General features: G+C 36.5%; 19 protein-coding genes. 17 read left to right on the top strand and 2 right to left on the bottom strand.

What is annotated here, in order from left to right:
- Positions 1 to 146: 146 nt before the first annotated feature.
- The 4 genes from G9C87_RS05790 to G9C87_RS05775 all read left to right on the top strand — a co-directional run bounded on the left by G9C87_RS05790 (position 147) and on the right by G9C87_RS05775 (position 5,942).
- On the top strand, positions 147 to 899 hold the full coding sequence (locus G9C87_RS05790) for a hypothetical protein (protein ID WP_228456962.1): 753 nt from the start codon (positions 147 to 149) through the stop codon (positions 897 to 899).
- A gap of 202 nt (positions 900 to 1,101) precedes the next feature.
- On the top strand, positions 1,102 to 3,606 hold the full coding sequence (locus G9C87_RS05785) for a PIG-L family deacetylase (protein WP_172279049.1): 2,505 nt from the start codon (positions 1,102 to 1,104) through the stop codon (positions 3,604 to 3,606).
- Between the two features lie 100 nt (positions 3,607 to 3,706).
- Entirely contained in the window at positions 3,707 to 5,398 is a 1,692-nt protein-coding gene (locus tag G9C87_RS05780; RefSeq protein WP_172279047.1) for a sodium:solute symporter, read from the top strand.
- A 25-nt stretch (positions 5,399 to 5,423) separates the two neighbouring features.
- The gene (locus G9C87_RS05775; RefSeq protein WP_172279045.1) at positions 5,424 to 5,942 is read left to right on the top strand and encodes a DUF2911 domain-containing protein; all 519 of its coding nucleotides are present in this window, start codon (positions 5,424 to 5,426) and stop codon (positions 5,940 to 5,942) included.
- 127 nt (positions 5,943 to 6,069) lie between these two features.
- Here G9C87_RS05775 and G9C87_RS05770 read toward each other — a convergent pair whose 3' ends face one another.
- Entirely contained in the window at positions 6,070 to 6,633 is a 564-nt protein-coding gene (locus G9C87_RS05770; RefSeq protein ID WP_172279043.1) for a hypothetical protein, read from the bottom strand.
- A 110-nt stretch (positions 6,634 to 6,743) separates the two neighbouring features.
- Here G9C87_RS05770 and G9C87_RS05765 point away from each other — a divergent pair, with 110 nt between their 5' ends.
- From G9C87_RS05765 to G9C87_RS05755, 3 genes are all read left to right on the top strand, one after another.
- Positions 6,744 to 7,508: a response regulator transcription factor gene (locus tag G9C87_RS05765; RefSeq protein ID WP_172279041.1), complete on the top strand. Its 765-nt coding sequence runs from the start codon at positions 6,744 to 6,746 to the stop codon at positions 7,506 to 7,508.
- Positions 7,509 to 7,632: 124 nt separating this feature from the next.
- Positions 7,633 to 8,454 carry an AraC family transcriptional regulator gene (locus G9C87_RS05760; protein WP_172279039.1) on the top strand — a complete coding sequence of 274 codons (822 nt, stop codon included), beginning with the start codon at positions 7,633 to 7,635 and terminating at the stop codon, positions 8,452 to 8,454.
- Positions 8,455 to 8,500: 46 nt separating this feature from the next.
- Positions 8,501 to 9,223, top strand: coding sequence for an SDR family NAD(P)-dependent oxidoreductase (locus tag G9C87_RS05755; RefSeq protein WP_172279037.1), 723 nt, complete (start codon positions 8,501 to 8,503; stop codon positions 9,221 to 9,223).
- Positions 9,224 to 9,460: 237 nt separating this feature from the next.
- Here the strand turns inward: G9C87_RS05755 and G9C87_RS05750 are convergent, their stop codons facing one another.
- Positions 9,461 to 10,144, bottom strand: coding sequence for a hypothetical protein (locus G9C87_RS05750; protein ID WP_172279035.1), 684 nt, complete (start codon positions 10,142 to 10,144; stop codon positions 9,461 to 9,463).
- A 292-nt stretch (positions 10,145 to 10,436) separates the two neighbouring features.
- Here G9C87_RS05750 and G9C87_RS05745 point away from each other — a divergent pair, with 292 nt between their 5' ends.
- The 10 genes from G9C87_RS05745 to G9C87_RS05700 all read left to right on the top strand — a co-directional run bounded on the left by G9C87_RS05745 (position 10,437) and on the right by G9C87_RS05700 (position 23,849).
- A complete protein-coding gene (locus tag G9C87_RS05745) occupies positions 10,437 to 10,979 on the top strand; it encodes a peptidoglycan-binding protein LysM (protein WP_172279033.1) in 543 nt (180 codons plus the stop codon).
- Between the two features lie 202 nt (positions 10,980 to 11,181).
- A complete protein-coding gene (locus G9C87_RS05740) occupies positions 11,182 to 11,727 on the top strand; it encodes a peptidoglycan-binding protein LysM (protein WP_172279031.1) in 546 nt (181 codons plus the stop codon).
- Between the two features lie 452 nt (positions 11,728 to 12,179).
- Positions 12,180 to 12,725 (top strand): peptidoglycan-binding protein LysM, encoded by a 546-nt coding sequence (locus G9C87_RS05735; protein WP_172279029.1) that lies wholly within the window; start codon positions 12,180 to 12,182, stop codon positions 12,723 to 12,725.
- Between the two features lie 201 nt (positions 12,726 to 12,926).
- Complete coding sequence (locus tag G9C87_RS05730; RefSeq protein ID WP_172279027.1) at positions 12,927 to 13,472, top strand: peptidoglycan-binding protein LysM; 546 nt, start codon at positions 12,927 to 12,929, stop codon at positions 13,470 to 13,472.
- An 80-nt stretch (positions 13,473 to 13,552) separates the two neighbouring features.
- Entirely contained in the window at positions 13,553 to 14,353 is an 801-nt protein-coding gene (locus tag G9C87_RS05725) for a WxL protein peptidoglycan domain-containing protein (protein WP_228456961.1), read from the top strand.
- 9 nt (positions 14,354 to 14,362) lie between these two features.
- On the top strand, positions 14,363 to 17,167 hold the full coding sequence (locus tag G9C87_RS05720) for a hypothetical protein (protein WP_228456960.1): 2,805 nt from the start codon (positions 14,363 to 14,365) through the stop codon (positions 17,165 to 17,167).
- Between the two features lie 10 nt (positions 17,168 to 17,177).
- Positions 17,178 to 18,611 carry a hypothetical protein gene (locus G9C87_RS05715; RefSeq protein ID WP_172279026.1) on the top strand — a complete coding sequence of 478 codons (1,434 nt, stop codon included), beginning with the start codon at positions 17,178 to 17,180 and terminating at the stop codon, positions 18,609 to 18,611.
- A 604-nt stretch (positions 18,612 to 19,215) separates the two neighbouring features.
- A complete protein-coding gene (locus G9C87_RS05710; protein WP_172279024.1) occupies positions 19,216 to 19,950 on the top strand; it encodes a sensor histidine kinase in 735 nt (244 codons plus the stop codon).
- Positions 19,950 to 20,594: a response regulator transcription factor gene (locus tag G9C87_RS05705; RefSeq protein ID WP_172279022.1), complete on the top strand. Its 645-nt coding sequence runs from the start codon at positions 19,950 to 19,952 to the stop codon at positions 20,592 to 20,594. Before G9C87_RS05710 ends, G9C87_RS05705 begins: the two co-directional genes overlap by 1 nt.
- A 291-nt stretch (positions 20,595 to 20,885) precedes the next feature.
- Positions 20,886 to 23,849, top strand: a complete 2,964-nt coding sequence (locus tag G9C87_RS05700) for a response regulator (RefSeq protein WP_228456959.1) — start codon at positions 20,886 to 20,888, stop codon at positions 23,847 to 23,849.
- Positions 23,850 to 24,238: the final 389 nt, after the last annotated feature.

The following is a 24,238-nucleotide window of genomic DNA, read 5'->3' as shown; positions in this document are numbered from 1 at the left end:
TATACTTTCTCGGATTTTTATTTTAGTATTTAAAAGGCTGAAAGTATTTTTTTGTGGAATCTTATAATTGAAATTTAATACTACAAAAAATTACCATAAAGATGATCAGGGAATTTTGGTAGTACGTTTAAATTTGTAATGTATGAATGGGCAATGAGCGTGACGCTATTGAATTTAATAATGCCATATTTTTTCTATATTTAGGAGAAGTATATAGTAAATACAAAATGCTCGTAAACTCAATACCTCCGGATGGAGGCATGTTATATAAAGAAACCAATATGGCTCAGTTTTTTCCTGAGCCTTTCAATGCAATAACTGCTGTATTCTTTTTAGTCATAGCCATTTTCTGGACCATTAAATTGAAGGGTCGTTTTAAAGAATATCCTTTTTTAACCTACTGTTTAGTTTTATTGTACATTGGTGCTATAGGCGGAACTATTTACCATTCTTTCAGGCAATGGCCGGTATTTATCATGATGGATTGGATGCCCATTATGCTGCTGTGTCTGTCTGCCGGATTTTATTTTATAGCAAAGAGCACCAAATGGTACTATGCTGTTGTAATGGTTATTGTCTATGTGATCCTTATGTTGGGTTTGAGAAATTGGATTTTGGTCGATAACGTTGCTCTCTTTATCAACATCAATTATGCGATCATGGCTTCATTTGTACTTTTCTCGGTAGTAAGGTATTTGATGTATACAAAGTGGAAAGCCGGAAAATGGGTGGGTTTTGCTTTATTGTCGTTTGTTTTCGCACTTATTTTCCGTATCGTTGATCAGTGGGGGTGGTTGAGTTTCGGAACCCACTTTTTATGGCATACTTTCGGAGCGGCAACCACATTTTGCATGTTTAATTATATTTATCTTACGCAGAATACAATGAGAAAAAAATAAAGAGTTTACATTTTCTTTGAATTCTAATTCATTCATAAGTATGTTTAAACTTAACCACAAAATCACAAAAGTTTTATCATTTAAACCTCTTCGGTTTGTGGTTTAATAAAAATTTAAACATTTTTTTGTGAAATTCACAGTGTGATTCTTTTACGTTTGCAAGAAAGATGATTTACTTATATTTGTCGCAAAGCAAATTTAAATGTTCAAAAAAGTAAGCGCTGTATTTATTCTTGGCTTTTATACGGTTTTTTGTTCGGCCCAACAGGTTCGACCTTCCCAATCATCTGAAATTTACCGTGAACTCAAAACACTTAAACAGCTGTCTAAAGTTTTATACCTTGCGGCTCATCCCGATGATGAAAACACAGGATTGCTCTCCTGGTTAATCAACGATCAGAATGTAGAAACGGGCTATCTGTCTTTGACAAGAGGTGATGGTGGTCAGAATTTATTAGGCACAGAGCAGGGGGCAGCATTGGGTTTAATCAGAACGCATGAGCTTTTGGAGGCAAGAAAATTAGACGGTGCCCAACAGTTTTTTACCCGGGCCATTGATTTCGGGTTTTCTAAAAATACGACCGATACTTTCAAACAATGGGATGAAAAGAGCATTATAGCGGATGTTGTTTGGGTGATCCGTCAATTCCGTCCGGATGTTATTATTTGTCGATTTCCTCCAACTGCAGCGGCAGGCCACGGACAACATGCGGCTTCTGCCGTGGTTGCGGAAAAAGCCTTCAAGCTGGCAGGTGATAAAACTGCTTTTCCGGATCAATTAAAATATGTGAATGTATGGCAACCTAAACGCGTATTGTGGAATACTTTCCGGTTTGGTGGGGTTAATACAACTTCTGAAAATCAACTGAAAGTTACCGTTGGGCAATATGATCCGCAGCTGGGAATGGGCTATGGTGAACTGGCAGGATTAAGCAGAAGCCTACATAAAAGCCAGGGAGCAGGAACACAGTCTGTAGCCGGAATCAAAACTGAATATTTTTCTCATGTTATCGGAGATCCTGCAAAAGCAACACTTTTTGACGGAGTCGTTAAAACCTGGACTTCAAAAGGAAACGCTGACATTGACCTGGCATTAGATCAAATTATTTCCACCTTTAATTTCAATAATCCTGACCTGAGTTTACCCGCTTTGCTTGCCTTACGAAAAAAGGTTATGGCAGTTCAGGATGCAGACCTGAAAAAGGATAAAATTAAATCTCTCGACCATATCATTCTGAGCTGTGCCGGATTTATGGGCGAGGTGGTGACGAATCAGGCTGAGGCCGTAGCCGGGGACCATTATAATTTCAGGTTAAATCTGATTTCAAGAGCTGCTGATCCTGTTGTTTTAGAAAATGTACAATGGTTACATCAATCAGAAAGCTTCAATAGAAAACTGTCAAAAGATTCTTTAATGACCATTCAGCATGACATTCAGATTCCTGCAGATGCGGCACTTACAGAACCTTACTGGTTGGCAAAACGTCCCGTCAACGCAGCAACTTTCTCTGTTCCGAATGATACTTTAATCGGGTTGCCTGAGGCGGAGTCATCCCTGAATGTGTTGCTTGGTTTAAGAATAGGCTCGGAAAAGTTTCAGGTTAAACTTCCTTTATCTTTTAAGAAATTAGATCCGGTGCGTGGCGATGTGGTCGAAGGTCTTCGTATTGTTCCAGCATTGGAACTGAAATTTATACAACCTCTGTATGTGGTTAAAGGAAATGAAGATTTACATTTGAGTTTAAATGTTAAGGTGAATTCCAGCAAAAACTTCAATAAAGGTATACTCAATCTCACATATAACGAAGAGCGATTAGGTAGCGCGGATATTAGTTCGCTCAATGGAAAAGATACTACCATCGATTATGTTATTCCAAAAACGAAACTGGCTTCAATTAATTCATCCCGCTTGCAACTGGAAGCCAATTTTGTTGCAGATGGAGTTACATATAATAAAAAGCAGATATTAATTCAGTATCCGCATTTACCTTCCTTACAATATTTTGCACCTGCCACTGTAACCGTCATGAAAAGCGATATTCAGGCGAAGGTTAAAAAAGTGGGGTATATAGAAGGTGCGGGTGATTTCATTCCTGACTTCCTACGCATTGCAGGTATCCAGGTAGACGTCCTGAAAGATGAAGATTTTTATGGCAATATAGATGAGTCTGCCGGAAACGGGAGTCATAGCAAGCTGTCGCAATACGATGCCATCGTACTTGGGGTTCGCGCTAATAACACAGAGAAAAAACTGGGTCGCTGGATGCCTTTTCTATGGTCTTATGTAAAAACAGGCGGTAATCTGGTGATGCAGTATAACACTAACCAGGATACAACCGTTGATAAATTGGGGATATACAATTTCAGTATTGCCAATAAACGGGTTACCGAAGAAAATGCTGCGGTTACGTTTTTAAACCCTGATCATAAATTACTGAACTTTCCAAACAAAATTACTCCTGATGATTTTAAAGGCTGGGTGCAGGAACGTGGTGCCTATTTCCCTGCACAATGGGATGCAGCATATGAACCGCTTTTTGAAATGCACGATACCGATGAAGAGCCTCTTCAGGGATCTACTTTATATGCCAAATACGGTAAGGGTAATTTTATCTATACGCCGTTGGCATTTTTCAGACAGCTACCTTCAGGAAATGTGGGGGCGGCACGTTTATTTTTTAATTTTTTAAGTGCACAGAAAAACTGATGAACAAACAACTTAAAAACTGGAATATCTGGTACATACTATTAGCAGTAGCATTAGTATTCCAGATCGCATTTTATTATTGGTTTACTAAATTCTGGGCATGAGTAATATAGATTGGACAGTTCTCATTTTTACACTGGTTGCAGTGGTGGTTTACGGCGTATTCATCGGCCGTGGCCAAAAAAACAACGAATCCTACCTGAAGGCAGATAATAAAATGCCGTGGTACATTGTGCTGATAGGTATTATGGCTACGCAGGCTAGTGCCATCACATTTATTTCGGCACCGGGCCAGGCCTATACGGACGGTATGCGTTTCGTTCAGTATTACTTTGGTTTGCCTTTGGCGATGATCGTTATCTGTATCACCTTCATCCCTATTTTTCAGCGCCTGAATGTGTATACGGCCTATGAATATTTAGAAAACCGTTTCGATAAGAAAACAAGGGTACTCACTTCATTGCTTTTTCTTTTTTCCAGGGGTTTGTCAACAGGAATCAGCATTTACGCGCCAAGTATCATCTTATCGAGCGTTTTAAACTGGAATATTTATTTGACCAATGTTTTAACGGGCGGCATTCTGTTGATTTATACCTATGTTGGCGGTGCAAAAGCGATCGCTCACACGCAAAAATTGCAGTTTCTCATTATTTTGGGAACAATGGCTTTTGCTGGGTATCTGCTTATCGAGAATATGCCGAACGGAATCGGTTTTAAGGATGCGTTGTATTTGGCGGGGAAATCAGGCAAGCTCAATGTCATTACCACAGAATTCGACTGGAAAGACAAATACAATATCTGGAGTGGATTGATTGGCGGTTTTTTCCTGGCTCTTTCTTACTTCGGGACGGACCAGAGTCAGGTCGGGAGGTATATTACGGCCAAAGACAATACCAATGCAAAAATGGGTTTGCTGTTGAACGGATTGGTTAAAATTCCAATGCAGTTTGCCATTCTCCTGATCGGTGCCCTGCTTTTCGCATTCTTTTCTCTGAAACCGGCTCCGATTTATTTTAATGAACGTTCTTATCAGTATTTAAAGGAAACAAAACCTGAACAGGCTGCGGTTTTTGAAAAAGAACATCAGGATTTGCAAATAAAATTTAACGCAGAATCGAAAGAAATTTTAAAGCTAAAAGAAACTCATTCTCCCCGGCTCAACAAAACAATTCAGGATTTTAAAAATACACAAACTGAGGTAAAAGCATTACACGGAAGGGTAGAGGAAGCAATTAATAAATCAAATTATAATGCAGAGAAAACGGATACGAATTACATTTTCCTGTATTTCGTAAAAAGTAACCTGCCTGTAGGAATGATCGGTTTACTGTTTGCCGTCATTTTTCTGGCAAGCTGGGGGTCCATTTCAGCAGCGCTGAATTCCCTTGCCGCCTGCTCATTAAAGGATGTTCATTTGATCTTCAGAAAAGATATTCCTGATGAGAAAACCGAATTGAAATACAGTCGCCTGCACACTTTGGCCTGGGGCATTTTCTCCATCGGGGTAGCCATGTTTGCCACGCAAATGGGTTCGCTTATCGAAGCGGTGAATGTATTGGGTTCACTTTTCTACGGCCCGATTTTAGGGATTTTTCTGGTTGCATTTTATTATAAGAAAATCAACGGCGCGAATGTATTTATTTCTGCCATTGTATCAGAAATTACGGTAATTGCCGTTTACCAGTTGGATATCATTTCTTTCCTCTGGCTTAATGTAATCGGCGCAGCGGCAGTCGTTATATTTTCTGCAATTGGTTTAGTGTTTTATAAGCCGAAAGATGTAAATTCGTAAACAACAAATAAACAAACAAATTATTATGAAAACAATGATTAAATCTGTTACTGTAGTTTTTGCTGCAATGACGCTTTCAGTAAATGCTTTTGCACAGGACACTAAAAAGCCTGCCAGCCCTCCGGCTACTGCTACGGGAAAAATTAAAGATGCCACCATTACCATAAACTATAGTAGCCCTTCTGTTAAAGGGCGTACCATCTGGGGTGGTTTGGAAGCTTACGATAAAGTTTGGCGTGCGGGAGCTAATGAAGCAACTACTTTTGAAACGGATAAAAATATTACTGTTCAGGGTAAACCGCTGCCTGCAGGGAAATACAGCTTCTTCCTGATTCCTAAAGAAAGTGGAACATGGACTGCGATTTTCAACAAAGAGCCGAAACAATGGGGTGCTTACAAATACGAACAGGCAAAAGATGCTTTACGTGTTGATGTAAAAACAAAAGCTTTACCGGCAACACAGGAAAATTTAGTGTATAAAATCAACAGTAATGGATTCACAATGGATTGGGATAAAATCTCAGTTCCTGTGGAGATCAAATAAATTGAGATACAAGAACAAAAAATCCCGGATCATCCGGGATTTTTTTATTTACAATTTTGATATTGTATCAAGCGCTGCAATATACAGTACCCCGATTTTTCTACAGAAATTAAGAAGTATGGGGGCATTAAAAATCATGATTACTTTTGGAAACAATGAATCTGTATAATATCATCATTAAATTCAGAAGCAATGAGAGAAACATCAATATAAGAAAACATCCTTTCATATACGTAGCAAATGATGATATTGATATCAATTTGCCGTTAATATCAGGATATTGAATAAGTACACTAATGATCATACTATTTTCTAACCAATCGAAAATTCCGGCCAGTAACGGAAGAAAAGCAATAAACCGGAACCAGCTATTCCATAATCTGTTTTTGATAAGTAATCGCACGGTAAGAAGGGTAAATACTGTCACATAAAAGAAAATAAACGGGACATCTGCATATAGCTCAAGAGACAGATAGGAATGTCTTCCTTCATGACCGAGTTTCTGCATTAAATATTCGGCATATTCCGTAGAATATCCACTGAACATGGTGTCCAAAAGCTGGGTAGTGCCAAGGTGCGCCTGCAGACCCGGAATAAGAAAAAAAGACATTATTCCGAATAGTATACCCATTGGTACTATAAATAACCATATATTGATCTTAAGACATAAGTTTTCAAATTTTTGTTTCATTTTATTTTTTTATTTGATTGGACAATATTTTATCTTTTCACAATAATTACCATATAATTATTATCTTTGACAAAGGTATAATGATGGTTTAATGAATAAAATAGTAAAAAATGACCATTTTTTCAGCGATAGAAAATCTGCTCTCGGAGACAATTTTTAATCAGGCATTTAAAGGTGAGCTTAATCCTAAAATGTCATTGGAAAAATATAGGCATGTGGCGTTTATCTTTTCAGTACTCCAGAATTCTACTGCGGTTCTAGTAGATTTAAAATTCAAAAAAAATTATGTGTACCATGGAGGCTTATCCGTGTATCTCGGAATTGCTGATGAGCAGACCGGCGAGGTAACCAGCTCTGTTCAAAATGACAACATTTTAAAACTTATTCATCCGGAGGATCTTACGATGAAGCATCTTACAGAACTCAGATTATTTCATTTCCTTAAGAATAAAACGCCAGTAGAACGCCTGAATTATCATATTATTCTTATCATCAGGATCTTAAATAAAGACGGGAAGTACATTCCTGTAGAACTGAAGATATTTTATGCTTCATCAACAGACAGTATTCAGCTTGTTTTATATCAGTATAGTTTTAGTAGTAGTATTGAACAGGCTCCTGCTGCTGTAATTATCGATTCCTCAAATGGGCAGATCATTCCCAATACAGCTTTTAATACAAAAAAAATTCTCACCAGAAGAGAAATAGAAATTTTAAAAGAAATTGCTGTTGGCAAGCCAAGTAAAGAAATTTCACAAAAACTTTTTATAAGTAAAAATACCGTAGACCGGCACAGGCAGAATATTATGGAAAAGCTGCGGGTAAAGAGTGCTATTGAAGCCTGCTATATTGCCGGTATGATGGGGATTATCTAGACTCTTCACTAAATTAACCCGAGCAAAAAAGCTATAGTGAGCCAAATAGAAAAGCAAATTTGAGCCGAATAGAAAACCAACAAAGTAAAATTGATCCTAATTTTGCCGTTGTAAATCATAACACATGGAGAGTAATGAACAGCCACAGGTATTCTTTTATTGTACGGATCATAATTATTCATCGATAGAATCTTTTATGACCGAACATAAAATATGGCATATACAGAGCGGATATATATTATTTTATGAAAATGGTAAAACCTATCGGGCAGATGCCGGACAGACCATCCTGCTACGTAGAAACCAACTTGTAAAGGCTTCACTGATGAATGGTGAAAATGGTGAGCAATTTCAGATGCTAAAGATAATGCTGACCCGTGATTTTTTGAATAAGCTGATTAAAGAGGATCCATCATTTGTTTTGTGCGGGTCAGAGTGTTCACTAGAATATCCTGATAGTTTTCTTGTTACAGATCATGAGCTTATGTCCGTGTTTTTTACCTCACTAATGATTTATATCAATGCGGGGCAGAATTCTCAGGGTCTTTTAAGTACAACAAAGTCCAAAGAAATTTTTTTGCTGCTTGAAATGTTGTGGCCTGGTATTAAAAACAGCCTTTTTGATTTTTCTGAGCCTGGGAAAATTGATCTGGAAGAGTTTATGAAGAAAAACTATAGTTATAACGTTACCTTAGAACGTTTTGCATATCTTTCAGGACGCAGCCTGGCCGCTTTCAAAAGGGATTTTAAAAAAATACACAGTTTGTCTCCACATAAATGGCTGATGAAAATGCGCCTGGAAGAAGCCAGACGTCTTATTATTGAAGAAAACCAGACACCTTCATCTGTTTATCTGTTTGTAGGCTTTGAGAATCTGTCTCATTTTTCTACAGCTTTTAAAAAATACTACGGCTTCAACCCTTCATCTGAAAAGGTTTATCAGTGAGTTTGATCTGTCAACGTCTATTATACTTAATAAATTATAAATTACAATGAGAAAAGTACTTATTACGGGCGCTAATAAAGGCCTGGGTTTTGAGCTGGCCAAATATCTGCTTCAGAAAGATTATTTTGTATATCTGGGATGCCGGAATACTGAAATGGGGAAGAATGCTGTTCGAGAATTAAAAAATTCAGGATTTGAAAACTGTATGCTGCTGGAAATCGATATATCGAAAGAAGAATCAGTGAATAGGGCGGCTAATGAATTTGGAAAATATAGTGATGTTCTTGATATTCTGATCAATAATGCAGGTATTCTCGGAAAAAGAAAGAGTGAGGATAATCCATTGTCAATTTCTGATGTAAGGGAAGTTTTTGAAACCAACTTTTTTGGTACGATTGCCGTTACAGAAGCATTTCTGCCTTTTCTGAAAAAATCATCTCTTCCAGTTATCGAGAATATTACCAGTGATCTTTCTTCCCTTACAATGCATCAGGATCCGGATTGGTTGCTTTACAATGCAAAATCGATAAGTTATGGCCCTTCAAAAACAGCTTTAAATGCCTATACTGTTGCGCTAGCATATGAATATAAAGACTTAGGGTTTAAGATCAATTGTGTTACTCCGGGGTGGACTTCCACCGACTTCAATGGTAACAGCGGAGGAAAATCTCCAGCTGAAAACTGTATCAACCTTGCAAAATATGCAATGCTTGATGAGAATGGCCCAACAGGAAAATTTTTTGGTGAAGAAGGCGAACTTCCATGGTAGATGAGGTTTAATAAGAAGATGGGAAAAACATTATTCAAATCTGGTATTATCAGTTTCTTCAGCTAGATTCTCTGTTGATATTTGAAGATTAAACCTGCTTTCAGAGAATTTAGTAATCTGAAAGCAGGTTTGGAAATTACTGTTTAAGTTTATCAAATCTAAATTTTTTATATCAGCTGCATCTGATCAGTAAAAATTATCCAGCTTTCGGATCTATATCCAGCAGTCTCAATTACATTATAATACAGCCTCTGACCATTCCTCAGCCATCTTTTCAACATAATCTACAAAATTGTCAACATCTTGTATTGTGTAAAAAGTGTATTCAGGCTGATCTTCAAGAGGATCAACATTCTCAAACCAATGATCATGTGCAAATAAAAGTACCTTCCCTGAATTCTTTTCATACATTGTCATATTGCCATTAGCTTCAAGGGCAAAGCAAATGAAGTCATTATATTGTATCGGTTGTTTGTGTTCTTCTTCACAAAGATTTTCATAATATTCTTCCCATTCGCCGATTCCCGTTATGCAGGCAGATTTTAAGAATAAATAGTCCTGATTATTAGTAAGGGATGGTTCCGGCTGATGATAAGACTCTACAATACCGCCTATCTCTTCAAGTAATAATTCATGTTCTTTTGCTAACATAAAGTTATCCGTATAATCTGACTCAATTTTGGTTAACCAGCCACAGCTTTTATTATACTTATTGGTCCATGAGAACAATCGGTAGGGATGATTATTTACACTAAATTCCAGCTTTCTGGCCTTTTGAATAAGTTGAGATAATTTAGGGAATTTTGATGTAAAATTTTCGGAAAGATTCAGAACTGATTCTATATCATAAAATGTAACAAGATCATTTGGTCTCATAAACCAATTGATGTCTTTTTTAAATGTTTCAAAGTCTAAATTCATTTTGATTTCTAGTTGAAAATTGAATAGACTGTAAATATAAGGAAGAAGTAATAATTGAGTCAGAGACATTGCAATTTAAGGATATGATTTCGAAGGCAGATCTTCATTCTTCAAGTCTGATATTATAATAAGAAATAACTCTATCAAATTGAATATCTTTATGATAATACACTTAATAATGAAAAAGTCTTGGTAATGTCATATAATGTTATTAGCTTTATAATGAATTCTGAATTCTGAATTCTGAATTCTGAATGACAATATTATTACACCTCACTAAATTTATTTAATCATGAAAAAGCAAATCTTTATCGTTGCGTTGTCTCTGGGAGCAACTGCCTTAGGAACCCACCGGGCTATGGCACAAAATTCAGAGCAGGTGAGTACATCAGTCAATATTATTTTATCAGACGTTATTGCAATGGATATTGGCTCTGCTGCTTCAGAAGGCGCCGTAGATTTTAATTATGGGAGCACAAAAGATTATAGTTCATCTAAAAATGTGACCGTTCCCAATAGTTTAGTCATTATTTCCTCTAAAAATTTCGATGTAAAAGTAAAATCTGAAGGGGCACACTTTGTAAATGGCGCAAACGTAATTCCTGTAGATATATTACAGGTAAAAGCCATACCAGGCGGAAGTTTGGTGGGAACTCTTAATGAGGTCACTTTATCTCCAAATGATCAGGTATTGGTGAGTAATGCAAGTTTGGGTACCAAACAGTCTTTAAATATTGCTTACTCTATTTCTGCGGAAAATGCATCCAAGGTACTTTTAGGAAAACCACAAGGAACTTATACACAAAAAATAACTTATACTGCCACTGCATTGTAAGTAAATATCAATTTTAAATAGAAAAGCCCTCGATACTACAAAAGTATCGAGGGCTTTTCATTTATCATATGAGTAAATCTTGTAGTTATTTTACTACATGAACTTCCGTTTTCCACTACAAAGAAACTTTTAGCACCACTATAAATTTGCAGTATACAAAAGATAACAATTAAGTAAAAAATAACAATAAAATATAACCACCATGAAAAAACAAATCGTAATCACAGCCTTAACTTTTGGAGCAATCATATTTGGAACTAACAATGTTCAAGCTCAAAATACAACTGCAACTACAACCGTAAACATTACTCTTAACGACGTAATATCTATTGACGCAGGAAGTACAGCCATTGGTAATACGGTTGATTTTAACTATGTTACTGCAGCAGACTATAATTCTGATCAGACGATTACTAAAGCCAACTCTTTAAAAGTAACTTCAACGAAGAACTTTAATGTTAAAGTAAAAGCAGGGGGTGCTAATTTCATGAATGGAACGAACTTAATCCCTGTCAATGTTTTGACCATCAAAGCAGCTACAGCTGCCGGAACCATGGGGGGAACAAAAAATGCTGTAGTTTTATCTGCAACGGATCAGAATTTAGTTACAAATGCCCCACTGGGAAGCGCATTAACACTGAATTTGGACTACACCATTCCAGCTGCAAAATCATCATCTTCTGATATTTTAGGTAAACCGGCCGGAACTTATACTCAAACAGTAACTTATACTGCAACAGCTTTATAAATTAATTTTTCATATTAATATTTTGTGATTTGGTGTTTCGAAGGCTTCCTCAGGAGGCCTTTGATTTTATATGTATTGTACCGGTATAAATACAATTCAAAATCCGGGAATAAGTATCTGTCAGATGTAAGGTAGAATCTTTGTTTTAAATAACAATGATAACACATTTACCAACCTGTAAATATTTTTTGTGAAAACCTAAATAAAATTATACGCAAACGGTAGTTTATATTGCGACAGCCTTATAATAGAAATTACAGGAATTTATATACGCCCTCAACAATTAGAAAGTGTTGAGGGCTTTACTATTTAAGTTAAATGAATAAACCTTGTAGTTATTTTACTACATGAACTTCCGTTTTCCACTACAAGGAAACTTTTAGCACCACTATAAATTTGCAGTATACAAAAGATAACAATTAAGTAAAAAATAACAATAAAATATTACTATCATGACAAGACAAATCGTAATCACAGCCTTAACTTTTGGAGCAATCATATTTGGAACTAACAATGTTCAAGCTCAAAATACAACTGCAACTACAACCGTAAACATTACCCTGAACGACGTAATATCTATCGACGCAGGAAGTACAGCCATTGGTAACACGGTTGATTTTAACTATGTTACTGCAGCAGACTATAATTCTGATCAGACGATTACTAAGGCCAACTCTTTAAAAGTAACTTCAACGAAGAACTTTAATGTTAAAGTAAAAGCAGGAGGTGCTAATTTCATGAATGGAACGAACTTAATCCCTGTCAATGTTTTGACCATCAAAGCAGCTACAGCTGCCGGAACCATGGGGGGAACAAAAAATGCTGTAGTTTTATCTGCAACGGATCAGAATTTAGTTACAAATGCCCCATTGGGAAGCGCATTAACACTGAATTTGGACTACACTATTCCAGCTGCAAAATCATCATCTTCTGATATTTTAGGTAAACCGGCCGGAACTTATACTCAAACAGTAACTTATACTGCGACTGCTTTATAATAAAAACACAATTATATATAAATATGCCCTCAATACCGGTAAAATGTTGAGGGTTTTCTATTTAAACCAGATGAATAATACTGTAGTTATTTTACTACATCAACTTCCTCTTTCCACTACAAAGAAACTTTTATCGCCACTGTAGATTTGTAGTGTTCAAAAGAGAGCAAATAAACAAGAATAAAAATTAATAATACTACCATGACAAAACAAATTGCAATCGCAGCCTTAACTATTGGAGCAATCATGTTAGGATCTAACAATGTTCAAGCTCAAAATACAACCGCAACCACAACCGTAAACATTACCCTGAACGATGTAATCTCTATTGATGCAGGAAGTACTGCAATGGGAGGGACAGTTGCCTTTAACTATGTTACTGCAATGGACTATAATTCGGAAAAAACAGTGGCTCAGGCCTCGGCTTTGAAAATCACCTCAACGAAGAACTTTAATGTAAAGGTAAAAGCAGGTGGCCCGACTTTCGTCAATGGTTTAAACTCCATCCCTGTAGATGTTTTGACAATCAAAGCCGCAGCAGCTCCTGGAAATATGGGCGGAACAAAAACTGATGTGATTTTATCAGCAGGAGAAAAAACTTTAGTAGCAAACGCTCCTCTCGGAAGCGCATTAACACTGAATCTGGACTACACCATTCCAGCTGCAAAATCATCATCTTCTGATATTTTAGGTAAACCGGCCGGAACTTATACGCAAACAGTAACTTATACAGCGACTGCTTTATAATAAAATTTTTAGTTTGTAAAGGTCCATTTTGATGCGTTTTCAGTAGTTTTGGGAATCTTTATTATTAAACTATTTACACCATGCACAAGTTCATTTATCTTTTCATTTTCTTTATCCTCGCGGGATATTCCTCACTTCTGGCACAAAGTATTTCTATGTCGCCTACACGGTTGTTTTTTACAGGTAATCCAGGTGAAAAAGTAACAAAGACAGTCACGCTTCAAAACAGCTCCGATAAGGATTATGTTTTTAATCTCAACTATAAAGATTGGGTTAGAGAAGAAGACGGAAATAAGGTTTATCTTGAAGCAGGCAGTTCAAAAACTTCCAATGCGTCCTGGATATCTACTTTAGAAAATACTGTAACAGTTCCTGCAAAAAGTACAAAGGAAATTGTAGTAACCATGCAGATTCCTGCAAATGCATCAAAGTCTGCCGTCACAAACAGTATGTTGTTTTTCACCCAACTTCCTCAGCAGGCTGATAAGGCACGTATTCAGAATGGTATTGGTATTATCACCTTATTTGAGGTGGGGCTCCACATCTTTTATACTCCACCGGGTAACCACGTAAAAAGTTTGGATATTACCAATATTTCAGAAGCGAGTAATGAGAATGCAGCGAACAGAAAAGTCGCAGTAAGTATCCATAATGATGGAAACACCATCAATGATGCCACCGTTGAGTTTGAACTCACCAATACAGATAGTGGTAAGGAAATAAAATTACCCGCAATTTCCATCTCTATGCTTCCCGATACCAATCAGGTCGTTCAATTTTCGTTGCCAGAGAACATTTCAGGGAACTTCCTTGGCGTGGTTATTATCAAAATGGCAGAATCAAATGATTTACGCGTAGGAGAAAAAAACTTTAAATTTTAAAATTTAGTCTTGAAACCACAGAATGGAATACCGATATCATTGCTAAGAAGAACAATCTTATTTTTTGTAATTGTTTTTCTGCACTTTTCGTTGGCCTTTGCGCAGGAAAAGAAGGATATTCAAATCCATTTTGAAAATGACAGCGTAGCTGTTGAGAAAGGTTCTACTTTTAGCAATTTCTTGGTTATTGAGAATAAAAGTTCTGAAGAGATTACCATTCAGAATATTATACCCAAGGAAAAATATCCGGGATTGCTTTTCTATCCTAAAAATGATTTTATCTTAGGTGCGGGCCAGTCTAAAAATCTTCCTGTGAAACTGATCGCCAACGTGGATTTTATGAAACTTCGATCCAATGAGATCCAATTCCAGATTTCGTACGTTACCCCGACGATCACCAGAACTGAAAATGCCTCTTTCTTCGTTACCAAAGGCGAGAACAAAAATATTGCAATTTATACAGCTACATATGAAAATTTCATTAACCCTGCTGTGCCTGAATCCTCAATCCTGCTGACTGTAGAAAACCAAGGGTACAGTAAACGAACCGTTAAGATTGATTTGCAATCCATTCCCGATGGTTTGGAAATGATGCCAAAACAACAAACCGTATCTCTGGAGGGCTTAGAAAAACAAACGATTGAGATCAAAATTGCGGTCAGAAAACAGAATACAATTTATCCCGAATTTAATATTAATGCAATAGTCACAGATCTGCTTGATAATAAAATAGTAGGAAGCAACACGCTCTATCTGGTCGTTTTATCGCACAACAGACAAATTGCCCGGGGAAACGAAGCGATGGGCGGAAGTAATTTTGCGGAAATTAGTTATAATGAAAACAGTTCAGGTTTCAATTATTTTCAATTGAGAGGGAATACAGCGTTTCGGGTGACAGATAATTTGAGATCGCGTTTCAATATTAGTGCAGATTACTATCATGAAGACGGCCGTTATAACTTCTATGATACCTGGCTGGAATTGGAGAGAAAAAATACGGTATTACGGGTGGGAAATGTTAATAGCAATGATTACGATTACCCGATTTTCGGTAGAGGAGGGAAAGTTTCTACGAAATTTGGTAAAAACAATCAGATTGAAATTCTTGCGCTTGAAAATAATTATAACTTGTATGGTACTTATTTCCAACAAACAAAAGGATCTACCATGGTGGGTGCAAAATATGGTTTTGGGAATGCTAAATCTTTCAACGGGAAAGTATCCTATATTTTCGACCATGATCCGCGCTTTAACATAGATACACAGGTAGCGAATGCAGTAACTTCATTGCTAATTAATGATAAACACACCATCCGCATGGAGATGGGCCTGAGCCACGAAGAAGGTCTTTCGAATAAAGATGAAAAGGCTGGAGCTTTAATGGGAGCCAATTATGAGGGGAAAATAGGGAGATGGGATATACAATCTTTCAATTCCTTTGCCACTAAAAGCTATGCAGGGATCAAGCGGGGATCTTTTTTCTCAAATCAGCGAATCGGTCACCAATTTTCCGCTTCTCAACGCGCTTTTATACAATATCAGAATTCGCAGGTAGAACCTGAGTTCCTAAGTTTCCAAAGTGAGCCAATCCAACCGGGGAATACCGCTAATTTGCGCTATTATTTCAACAGTACAGAAGCTTTGGGGTTAGGCTATCAGTTTTCCTTAAAGAAGTGGAATTTTCTACTTTCTCCAAAGGTTGAAAACCAGAAAACAGCTAATTTTTATACATCACAGGAGCTTTTTTCATACAAGTTGGAAGCCAATATAAGCACGACATTAGGTGCTCATGGATTCAACCTAACGGCGGAATATTCTTATTCAAAAGAGAACAATAAACAGGACTGGTTCAATAGTCTGAAAACAACTTTATCTTATAGATATAAATCATTTTCCCTTAACGGAACAGCCCAATGGAATGCTACCAGTGTCTTTGATTTAACTTCTTATTACAATGCAGACCATAATTTTGCCAACTACAATGTATACGCCTCGTATAATTTCCAGATGCTCAATCATAATCTGACCGGATCTTTTTCAGCCGGAGCCTTCTATTCGGAACTTTATAAAAATTTAAACAGCAATATTACCGGTAATCTGGAATATAAGATTTCGCCTTCCTGGTCCACCACAGGTTATTTTAATCTTTCCGGCTATAAATCTACGGCTGAATATGCAAGCAGCGGCAGTTATTACCAGTTCAGGGTGGGAATTAAAAAATATTTTACCACCGCTACGGCTCTAGGAAATCATAAAGTGGCATTCCAGTTCTTTGAAGATAAAAACTATAATGGACTTCTGGAGTCCGGTGAATCGGTACTTGCTAATGAAATTGTAAAACTGGACAATTATGTAGCGATGACGGATAAGAATGGAAAAGTTGTTTTTCAGAATGTTCCTGAAGGTACTTATACACTGAAGGTGAACGAAAGTGCGGGCTCCCGGTTGATGACGGATCCTGTCATTATGGTGCACAATAATATCAACCGCAAAGTGGGCTTGGTAAAAAACATCAGAGTAACTGGGAAATTAACGGAGATTAAACAAGCTTACGATACTGTAGAAACAGATGTAACAGGGATTGTAGTATATGCAAAAGGGGAAGATGGTAAAATTTATACCGCAGTGGTTAACCCAAAAAATGAGTTTGAGTTTTTCCTCAAAGACGGCAAGTATGATCTCTATATTGAAAATGACAAATACAGCTATACACAACCCACCCAAACCATTTTGGTGACAAAAGAAGGTTACTCAAAAACCGTGGTTTTTGAATACAAGAAGAAAGACACCATCATTAAGGTGAAAAAGTTTTAAATTTAAAAGTATGAAAAAGAAGAGGGCTTTTTTAATAGGAATTTTTACTGTACTTTGCGGATCTACAGCTACGAAAGCTCAGGATGTATACCTTTCGGTTCCTGAAAATAATATTTTTAACAGGAGCGAATTTACCTCAGTACCTACAAGAGTAATGACGAACGCCAACAGAACAAACTGGGATTATGCCTTTTTAGGGATACTCCCGACAGCTCCTACATTTACCTCTGTTTCGGGACCAACTTTTACCCACTCTTCTTCCTCGCTTACTTTACCCGCTTCCATTCTTCTGTGGCAGTTGGAAAGTATGGGTGGGCAGCTTCCATATACCGGATTAACAGGTTATTTGCCAGGTTTTCAGTCGTTCAGTACAAGCGCCATAAAATGGTTTGAACCACCATCGACCAGTCTTGGGGGAGGGTTCAACCGGGGAAATATCAATTTTACATTTAAAATTCCTGCTTCACAATTTACTGCCAATACCTTTCGGGCTGGGAATTACTCCATGGAAATTACTCAAAATTATAATGACTTTACACCACGCAATTTTAAAACTATCTTAGTGATTCCTTCATCTATACGATGGATTACAAACTCTTTAACAAAATACATAGAAATATCTTCTTTGAATGACTATCGCAATACGGGCACGCGGGTATGGGATTTGGGGAATACGGAAATCGCGCATACGGTCGATTTTAATTTTTGGGCAAAAGCTGCTTCCACTAACGTTCAGTTCACTTCCTCTAAAGGTGTTTCAGGAACCAGAAATATAGCAAGCATTAAATTGGCTAGCAATGGCTCAGCTCTCACGACCAAAGCCTTATCTGCCGATTTTCAGAATTTTTCCACGGCTAATTTCAGTGTTGTAGCGGGAAACAGAAATAGCTTCATTCCAGAGCTTCATGTGTCTGCGGAAGATTTTAAAAACAATTTTTTTGAAGCTGGAACTTATACGTTTGAATTGAATTTCAATGCCAGAAGCATAGATAGCTCAATCAATAGTTTACAAAATACGGCTGTTCAGATAAAGGTGCTCCCTCTGTCGGAGATTACCATTCCCAGTTCCGGCCGAAATGTAAATTTCAATTTTAATACCGCTGCCCATTACACCAATGGTCAGTCACAAATGGTTCCAAACCAAATTATGCTTTCCAACAATGAAAATTTCGAGCTCTATGTTAAATCGGACGAAAATTATTTCAAGAAAGGTGGCCTCCAGACCGATATCAATTCCAACATATTACAAATAGGCATAGATGGAAGTTCTGTAAATGTTCCCTTATCCAAAACTCCTCAAAAAATACTTTTTAACGGAGCACCGGTTTTGGACCGGGGACTGAACATAAGATACACCATACCACCTGCAGGTGCTCAAAGTTTGGTAGGAAAGGAAAATACCACTTACTCTATCAATGTTTATTATAGCTTTACGGCAATTTAACAATACTTTAGAGTAGTCAATATTTTAGAATTTCAACTTCAATTTCATCTCTTGTTTTCAATGCCGGCGGAATTCCTTAAAAAGCTCCATAGGCATAAATAAGCTTTATACCTTCAAATAATTCTTTTTGTAAGTATTTCATTCCAATATTTCATGGCTGAAGGTCAATTATAGCGGTTGGTCCAAACACAAAACTGTCCAGGATTCCCAATATATTTTGGTGTCTGGCTATCAATTATTGCCGCTTCGGGCACCTATTTTTAATTTGCATCATTGAGCCAGATTCGATCAGTAATCTGATGATATTGTCGCATCCTCCGTCTTTTACCATTTCCGGTAGTGCCGGTAAACGGTTTTACAGAATAGAAACTCTGCCGAAATTTCACGTCATGCAAAGCAAGTTTTAGTTAATAAAATAATGCATTTATTGTTTCCAAATAGATACCATTTCATTTTTCTTTTTACTAATATGATATTTTTTATAACTTGCTAACTCCTGGAAGAAAGGGCTGAACTGTATTTTTTAATCATATTGAAACAATTTACCTTTCTGCCTTCTTCAAAAAAGTAATTCAAAAGCTTCTAAAACTGTGATACTTAATTTATGAATGATTTTATCAACGAACTACAATTGAAAATTGAAAGACTCGAAAACGAAATCAATTTTAAGAACGGACTGATCTCGATATTGTCTCATGACTCAAAAGAACTGTTTGGAACCTTTCTGTGGCTGATAGAGGAGCTAGAGCAGAAGACCATAAGTGAGGAAGATTTTTTTAAGTTGTTGCCGCAGGTAAAAAAAGATGCCCAGAAGAATCTGCAAACTATCCACGACAGCGTTGCCTGGCTAAAAACACAATACGGGGAGTTTAAGATTAGACCCGTTAAAATTATGGTGATAGATCTTTTTCACTATTTAGAAGAAAAATACGCTGCTAAATTAAAAGAAAAAAATATTCAATTTTATTTTAAGGGAGATCACAACGCGTTTCTTACAAGCGATCGCCTGTTGATCGAATATGTTTTAGATAAAATTTTTAACAATGCGGTAAAATATTCCTTCCCAGGACAGGATGTTTATTTACAGGTAATTACAGAGGGTGATCAGGTTGTGCTTTCTGTAATTGATTCCGGAATGGGAATCAATGAAAAATATTTACCTGCGATCTATACGTATGGTAATCCTATATTCCTGGGGACTGCTGGCGAGAAAGGAGCTGGGTTAAGTTTGAAAATTGTAAAAAATTTTATATCCTTGCTGCATGGAAACATCCAAATCATTTCCACTGAAGATAATGGCACTACGGTTTCCCTTTTTTTACATAAATTTATAGAATAATGGGTTTAAAAGTAAACATTCGTATTGTAGTAGCAGATGATCATGGTATCGTTCGGATGGGCTTGATACAAACGATCAAACGATTGATTCCCGATGCCATCATTTCAGAAGTAGAGGATTATAAATCGCTGTACAAATTAATTCTGAATGAAAAGCTGGATCTGGCCATTATGGATGTTAATATGCCTAATGGTACTGTTCAGGAAGCAATAGATTACATAAAGATTCACCAGCCTGAATTAAAAACTCTAATATTTTCTTCACAGGATGAAGAGCTGTATGGGATGCGCTATCTAAAAATGGGGGCAGGAGGCTATCTAAGCAAGCTGAGCTCCGCTGAAGTAATTGAGACTGCTTTAACGTCGATGGTCAGTAAGGGCCGATATATCAGTGATAATATAAAAGAAGCGATTTTTTTTGAATCATTAACCGGTTCAGGAAAGAATTCTCCTCTTGAAGCATTATCAGACCGGGAATTGCAAATTGCCAATAAACTTGCAGAAGGCCTTCCCCTTAAAGAAATTTCTAATCAGTTGAATCTCCATTCATCAACGATCAGTACCTATAAAAACAGGTTGTTTGAGAAGCTGAAGATACGATCCATACCTGAATTGGTGGAAATTCTCAGGCTATATAATCAGTAAATATTCTATCATAAATTGATTGTGATTCAATGAAATAATGCAATATGCTGCTTTTCTTTCTCCTTATCTGCTTCTTCGTACAAAGCAGCAGTCAGATCGAGAGAATGACGCATCAATTCTCATGCGGAACTGAAATTTTTCGCAATTGATAATAAGCATTTTAATATAGAGTTTCTCTCCGGAATATAGACTCATTATGATCTGTACTCATTTCCAATATTTTCCGACAAATTTCTAAATTAATTTGCTACTAATATAAAATGACCTATTTTTATTATAAAATACTATTCCATGCCGAAAAAAATTATAAGAAATCTTAAAATTGGTGTAGTGATTTCTTTGGTACTTCTGATTGCTAGTTCTATAGCATCTTATATCAGCATACATAAGCAGATGGAGAATAGGGAAAACCTCATAAAAAGTAAAGAATCTATAAGCTTAGCAAAAGATATATTAAATACTCTTTTAAATGCTGAAACGGGAAATAGAGGGTATCAGCTTACCGGCCGGGAAAATTTTCTTGAACCTTTCAATAAAAGCAAGGATGAATATCCGTTGCTTGTTTCGAATAAAGATAGGCTTAATCTTAAAAACAAAGATCAGACTAAGGTCTTAAATGAACTGCTAGACGCTTCACAAATGATGATGAAGGAATATGCCTTACTTATTAAGAATCGTCAACAAGGAATATTAATGAGTCCGGAGGAACTTGTACAAAACAAGGAGGCTATGGACAGATGTCGCAGGCTCGTCCAGAAATTTGTAAAACACGAGGAAGTTCAACTTGCTATAAAAAATGAAGATCTGAAAAAATCTTCCCAGTGGACGGTTTTGTTCATCATTTTTTCAGCTATTGCAGCCATTGGTGTAACCGTTTTTGTTTATATACAACTAAAATCTGACCTTATTCGTCGTGGTAAGTTAGAAAAAGATTTGTTTGATACTAAAGAAATGCTTGAGGAAACAAGTTCAGTAGCCCAAGTTGGAGGTTGGGAGGTCAATATGAAGACCGGAAAGATCTTTTGGTCTCAAAGTACAAGAGAAATTCACAAACTGAAAGATGATCTTCAGCCTACTTTTGAAAATGCCTTAGGATTTTACAAAGGAGAAAGTGGAGAAAGAATAAAATATTTGTTTAACAGGGCAATACAACAAGGAATTCCTTTTGATGAAGAGCTTCAGCTTTTACGTAATGATGGAGTTACGACCTGGGTAAGAGTAAAAGGTATTCCTGAATTTGAAGATGATATTTGTAAAAGGGTTTTCGGAATCATTCAGGACATTGATGCATTCAAAAAAATGTTTCTCGAGGTTTCCCGGAAGGAGGCAATAATGCAATCTTTTGCCACTGATGTTCCTGTTCCTTTGGCTATGTTTGATAAAGACCTTAACTATATTGCTGTAAGCAGCAGATGGAGAGAGGAATTTCTTATGAATAATGTAGATCTTATCGGCAATAATCTATTCACGATATCACCTAATATTCCCGAAAAAGGAAAAGAGATCTATGAAAATGCACTATTGGGGAAAACGTATATTAACGGTGATTTTACGCTAAAAGTGGAAGGTAAAGAAGAAATCCAGCATTACGACCTTAAAGTTGGACCCTGGTATCTTACAAAAGATGAAATAGGTGGTGTAATTATTTCTATACAGAATATTACAAATGCTGTAAAGATAAATGAAGAATTGAAAAATGCCAAAGAAACAGCAGATATAGCCAGCAAGGCAAAATCCGAATTTCTGGCCAATATGAGTCACGAGATTAGGACTCCTTTAAACGGAGTTATTGGTTTTTCAGACCTTCTCCTTACGACACCGCTGAATGAAACACAGATGCAATATCTTAATTACATCAATGAGTCAGGAGAAAACCTGCTTAGCATCATCAATGATATATTGGATTTTTCTAAGATAGAATCCGGAAAAATGGAGCTTTTGATTGAAAAATGTGATGTTTATGATATGTTAAGCCAGGTAATAAATGTGATCATTTATCAATCCCAGAAAAAAGATATCGAACTACTTCTCAATATTGAGCCGGGCCTTCCAAAAATACTTTTTATGGATGAAGCAAGGTTAAAACAGATCTTGATCAATCTTCTGGGGAATGCTGTGAAATTTACAGAAAAGGGAGAGATTGAGCTAAAAGTAGAGAAGTTGCACATGAATGATCGTACAATCGCTTTGCGCTTCTCGGTACGAGATACAGGAATTGGCATCCCTGTTGAAAAACAGAAATATATTTTTAATGCCTTTACTCAGGAAAACAGTTCCATCAGTAAACGATATGGTGGCACGGGTCTGGGGCTTACGATTTCTAACACTATCCTGGGATATATGGGAAGTCATTTGTCGCTGAACAGCGTAAGGGAAAAAGGGTCTGTATTTTTCTTTGACATTGAGATTCCTTACGAGATTCCTCAAGTGAGAGAGGAGGAGGAAATAACTATTAAAACGGCCTTAGTGGTTGATGATAATGAAACCAACAGGATTATTCTTGAGCACATGCTTACCTATAAAAATATCAAGTCTACCTTGGCTTCTAATGGGATGAAAGCCTTAGAGATCTTGTTGAAAGGTGAGAGATTTGATGTTATCCTGATGGATTATCATATGCCTATTATGTCTGGATTGGAAACAATAAATAAAATAACAGAGCTGTTCAATCAGCGAAAAGAGACTTCACCCTTTATAGTACTTTCTTCTTCTTCTGAAGAACTGGGCATACTTAATTCAGTTAGAAAAATTGATAATGCACATTTACTTTTAAAACCCATCAAATCACATGATTTATACAAAACTTTAAAAAAAGTAGACCAAAGTTATTCAGTAGAAATTACTAAGGATTATTCTGAGAAAGTTACGCATGTATTTACCTCGGAATTAGAAGTGCTTTTGGTTGATGATAACGTAGTAAATATGGTCCTGAATAATAGGATAATGAAATCTTTTGCTCCCAATATACATCTGACGGAAGCAGTCAATGGACTGCAGGCTTTGGAAGAATGCAGGAAAAAACACTTTTCCATTATCATGATGGATGTACAAATGCCAATAATGGACGGTATTGAGGCAACACGCAATATCAGAATGCTGCCGGGATATGAACATATACCTATCATAGGCATTACGGCAGGAAATGTGTTGGGTGAAAAAGAAAAGTGCCTTGAGGCTGGAATGAATGATTTTCTTCCCAAACCTGTAAAGCAGGCAGATCTTCTTGAAGTACTCAAAAAGTATATTAGTGTTTAGAATCCATGAAAAAGGAATCAATTTTTTGTAAATATTAGGGGACAATATATTTAATATACGAAATATATAACGGATTAGGACATAAAAAAAACCGATATCGAAGAATGAAATCTTCAAATGTCGGTCTTGTGACCTTGACGAGCAAATCTTCAAACACTTTTATCGATGATTTAGTTCGTTTGAGCCAAATTAAACAAGAATTGGCTATTGCGAATTAGCATTTGATTTCTTATAGTTATAGAGTTTTTATAATATAATCTTAAGCATATAAAAAAATCGAAGTTGATATAATTTGACTTGGTTTTACTTCGATTGTCTTTCACATTTTGACTGAGATTTTAAAAAATATGATAAATATTTATAATGAATTTCTATAATTGAAATAGGTT

The sequence above is a fragment of the Chryseobacterium sp. LAM-KRS1 genome (assembly GCF_013184525.1).
Taxonomy (GTDB): Bacteria; Bacteroidota; Bacteroidia; order Flavobacteriales; family Weeksellaceae; genus Chryseobacterium; species Chryseobacterium proteolyticum.
This window is presented reverse-complemented; position numbering and strand designations above follow the sequence as displayed.

What these genes read in the sequence shown, in the direction of transcription:
- G9C87_RS05790 (WP_228456962.1), top strand. Translation starts at nt 147, where the DNA reads ATGGGCAATGAGCGTGACGCTATTGAATTTAATAATGCCATATTTTTT.
- G9C87_RS05785 (WP_172279049.1), top strand. Translation starts at nt 1,102, where the DNA reads ATGTTCAAAAAAGTAAGCGCTGTATTTATTCTTGGCTTTTATACGGTT.
- G9C87_RS05780 (WP_172279047.1), top strand. Translation starts at nt 3,707, where the DNA reads ATGAGTAATATAGATTGGACAGTTCTCATTTTTACACTGGTTGCAGTG.
- G9C87_RS05775 (WP_172279045.1), top strand. Translation starts at nt 5,424, where the DNA reads ATGAAAACAATGATTAAATCTGTTACTGTAGTTTTTGCTGCAATGACG.
- G9C87_RS05770 (WP_172279043.1), bottom strand. Translation starts at nt 6,633, where the DNA reads ATGAAACAAAAATTTGAAAACTTATGTCTTAAGATCAATATATGGTTA.
- G9C87_RS05765 (WP_172279041.1), top strand. Translation starts at nt 6,744, where the DNA reads ATGACCATTTTTTCAGCGATAGAAAATCTGCTCTCGGAGACAATTTTT.
- G9C87_RS05760 (WP_172279039.1), top strand. Translation starts at nt 7,633, where the DNA reads ATGGAGAGTAATGAACAGCCACAGGTATTCTTTTATTGTACGGATCAT.
- G9C87_RS05755 (WP_172279037.1), top strand. Translation starts at nt 8,501, where the DNA reads ATGAGAAAAGTACTTATTACGGGCGCTAATAAAGGCCTGGGTTTTGAG.
- G9C87_RS05750 (WP_172279035.1), bottom strand. Translation starts at nt 10,144, where the DNA reads ATGAATTTAGACTTTGAAACATTTAAAAAAGACATCAATTGGTTTATG.
- G9C87_RS05745 (WP_172279033.1), top strand. Translation starts at nt 10,437, where the DNA reads ATGAAAAAGCAAATCTTTATCGTTGCGTTGTCTCTGGGAGCAACTGCC.
- G9C87_RS05740 (WP_172279031.1), top strand. Translation starts at nt 11,182, where the DNA reads ATGAAAAAACAAATCGTAATCACAGCCTTAACTTTTGGAGCAATCATA.
- G9C87_RS05735 (WP_172279029.1), top strand. Translation starts at nt 12,180, where the DNA reads ATGACAAGACAAATCGTAATCACAGCCTTAACTTTTGGAGCAATCATA.
- G9C87_RS05730 (WP_172279027.1), top strand. Translation starts at nt 12,927, where the DNA reads ATGACAAAACAAATTGCAATCGCAGCCTTAACTATTGGAGCAATCATG.
- G9C87_RS05725 (WP_228456961.1), top strand. Translation starts at nt 13,553, where the DNA reads ATGCACAAGTTCATTTATCTTTTCATTTTCTTTATCCTCGCGGGATAT.
- G9C87_RS05715 (WP_172279026.1), top strand. Translation starts at nt 17,178, where the DNA reads ATGAAAAAGAAGAGGGCTTTTTTAATAGGAATTTTTACTGTACTTTGC.
- G9C87_RS05710 (WP_172279024.1), top strand. Translation starts at nt 19,216, where the DNA reads ATGAATGATTTTATCAACGAACTACAATTGAAAATTGAAAGACTCGAA.
- G9C87_RS05705 (WP_172279022.1), top strand. Translation starts at nt 19,950, where the DNA reads ATGGGTTTAAAAGTAAACATTCGTATTGTAGTAGCAGATGATCATGGT.
- G9C87_RS05700 (WP_228456959.1), top strand. Translation starts at nt 20,886, where the DNA reads ATGCCGAAAAAAATTATAAGAAATCTTAAAATTGGTGTAGTGATTTCT.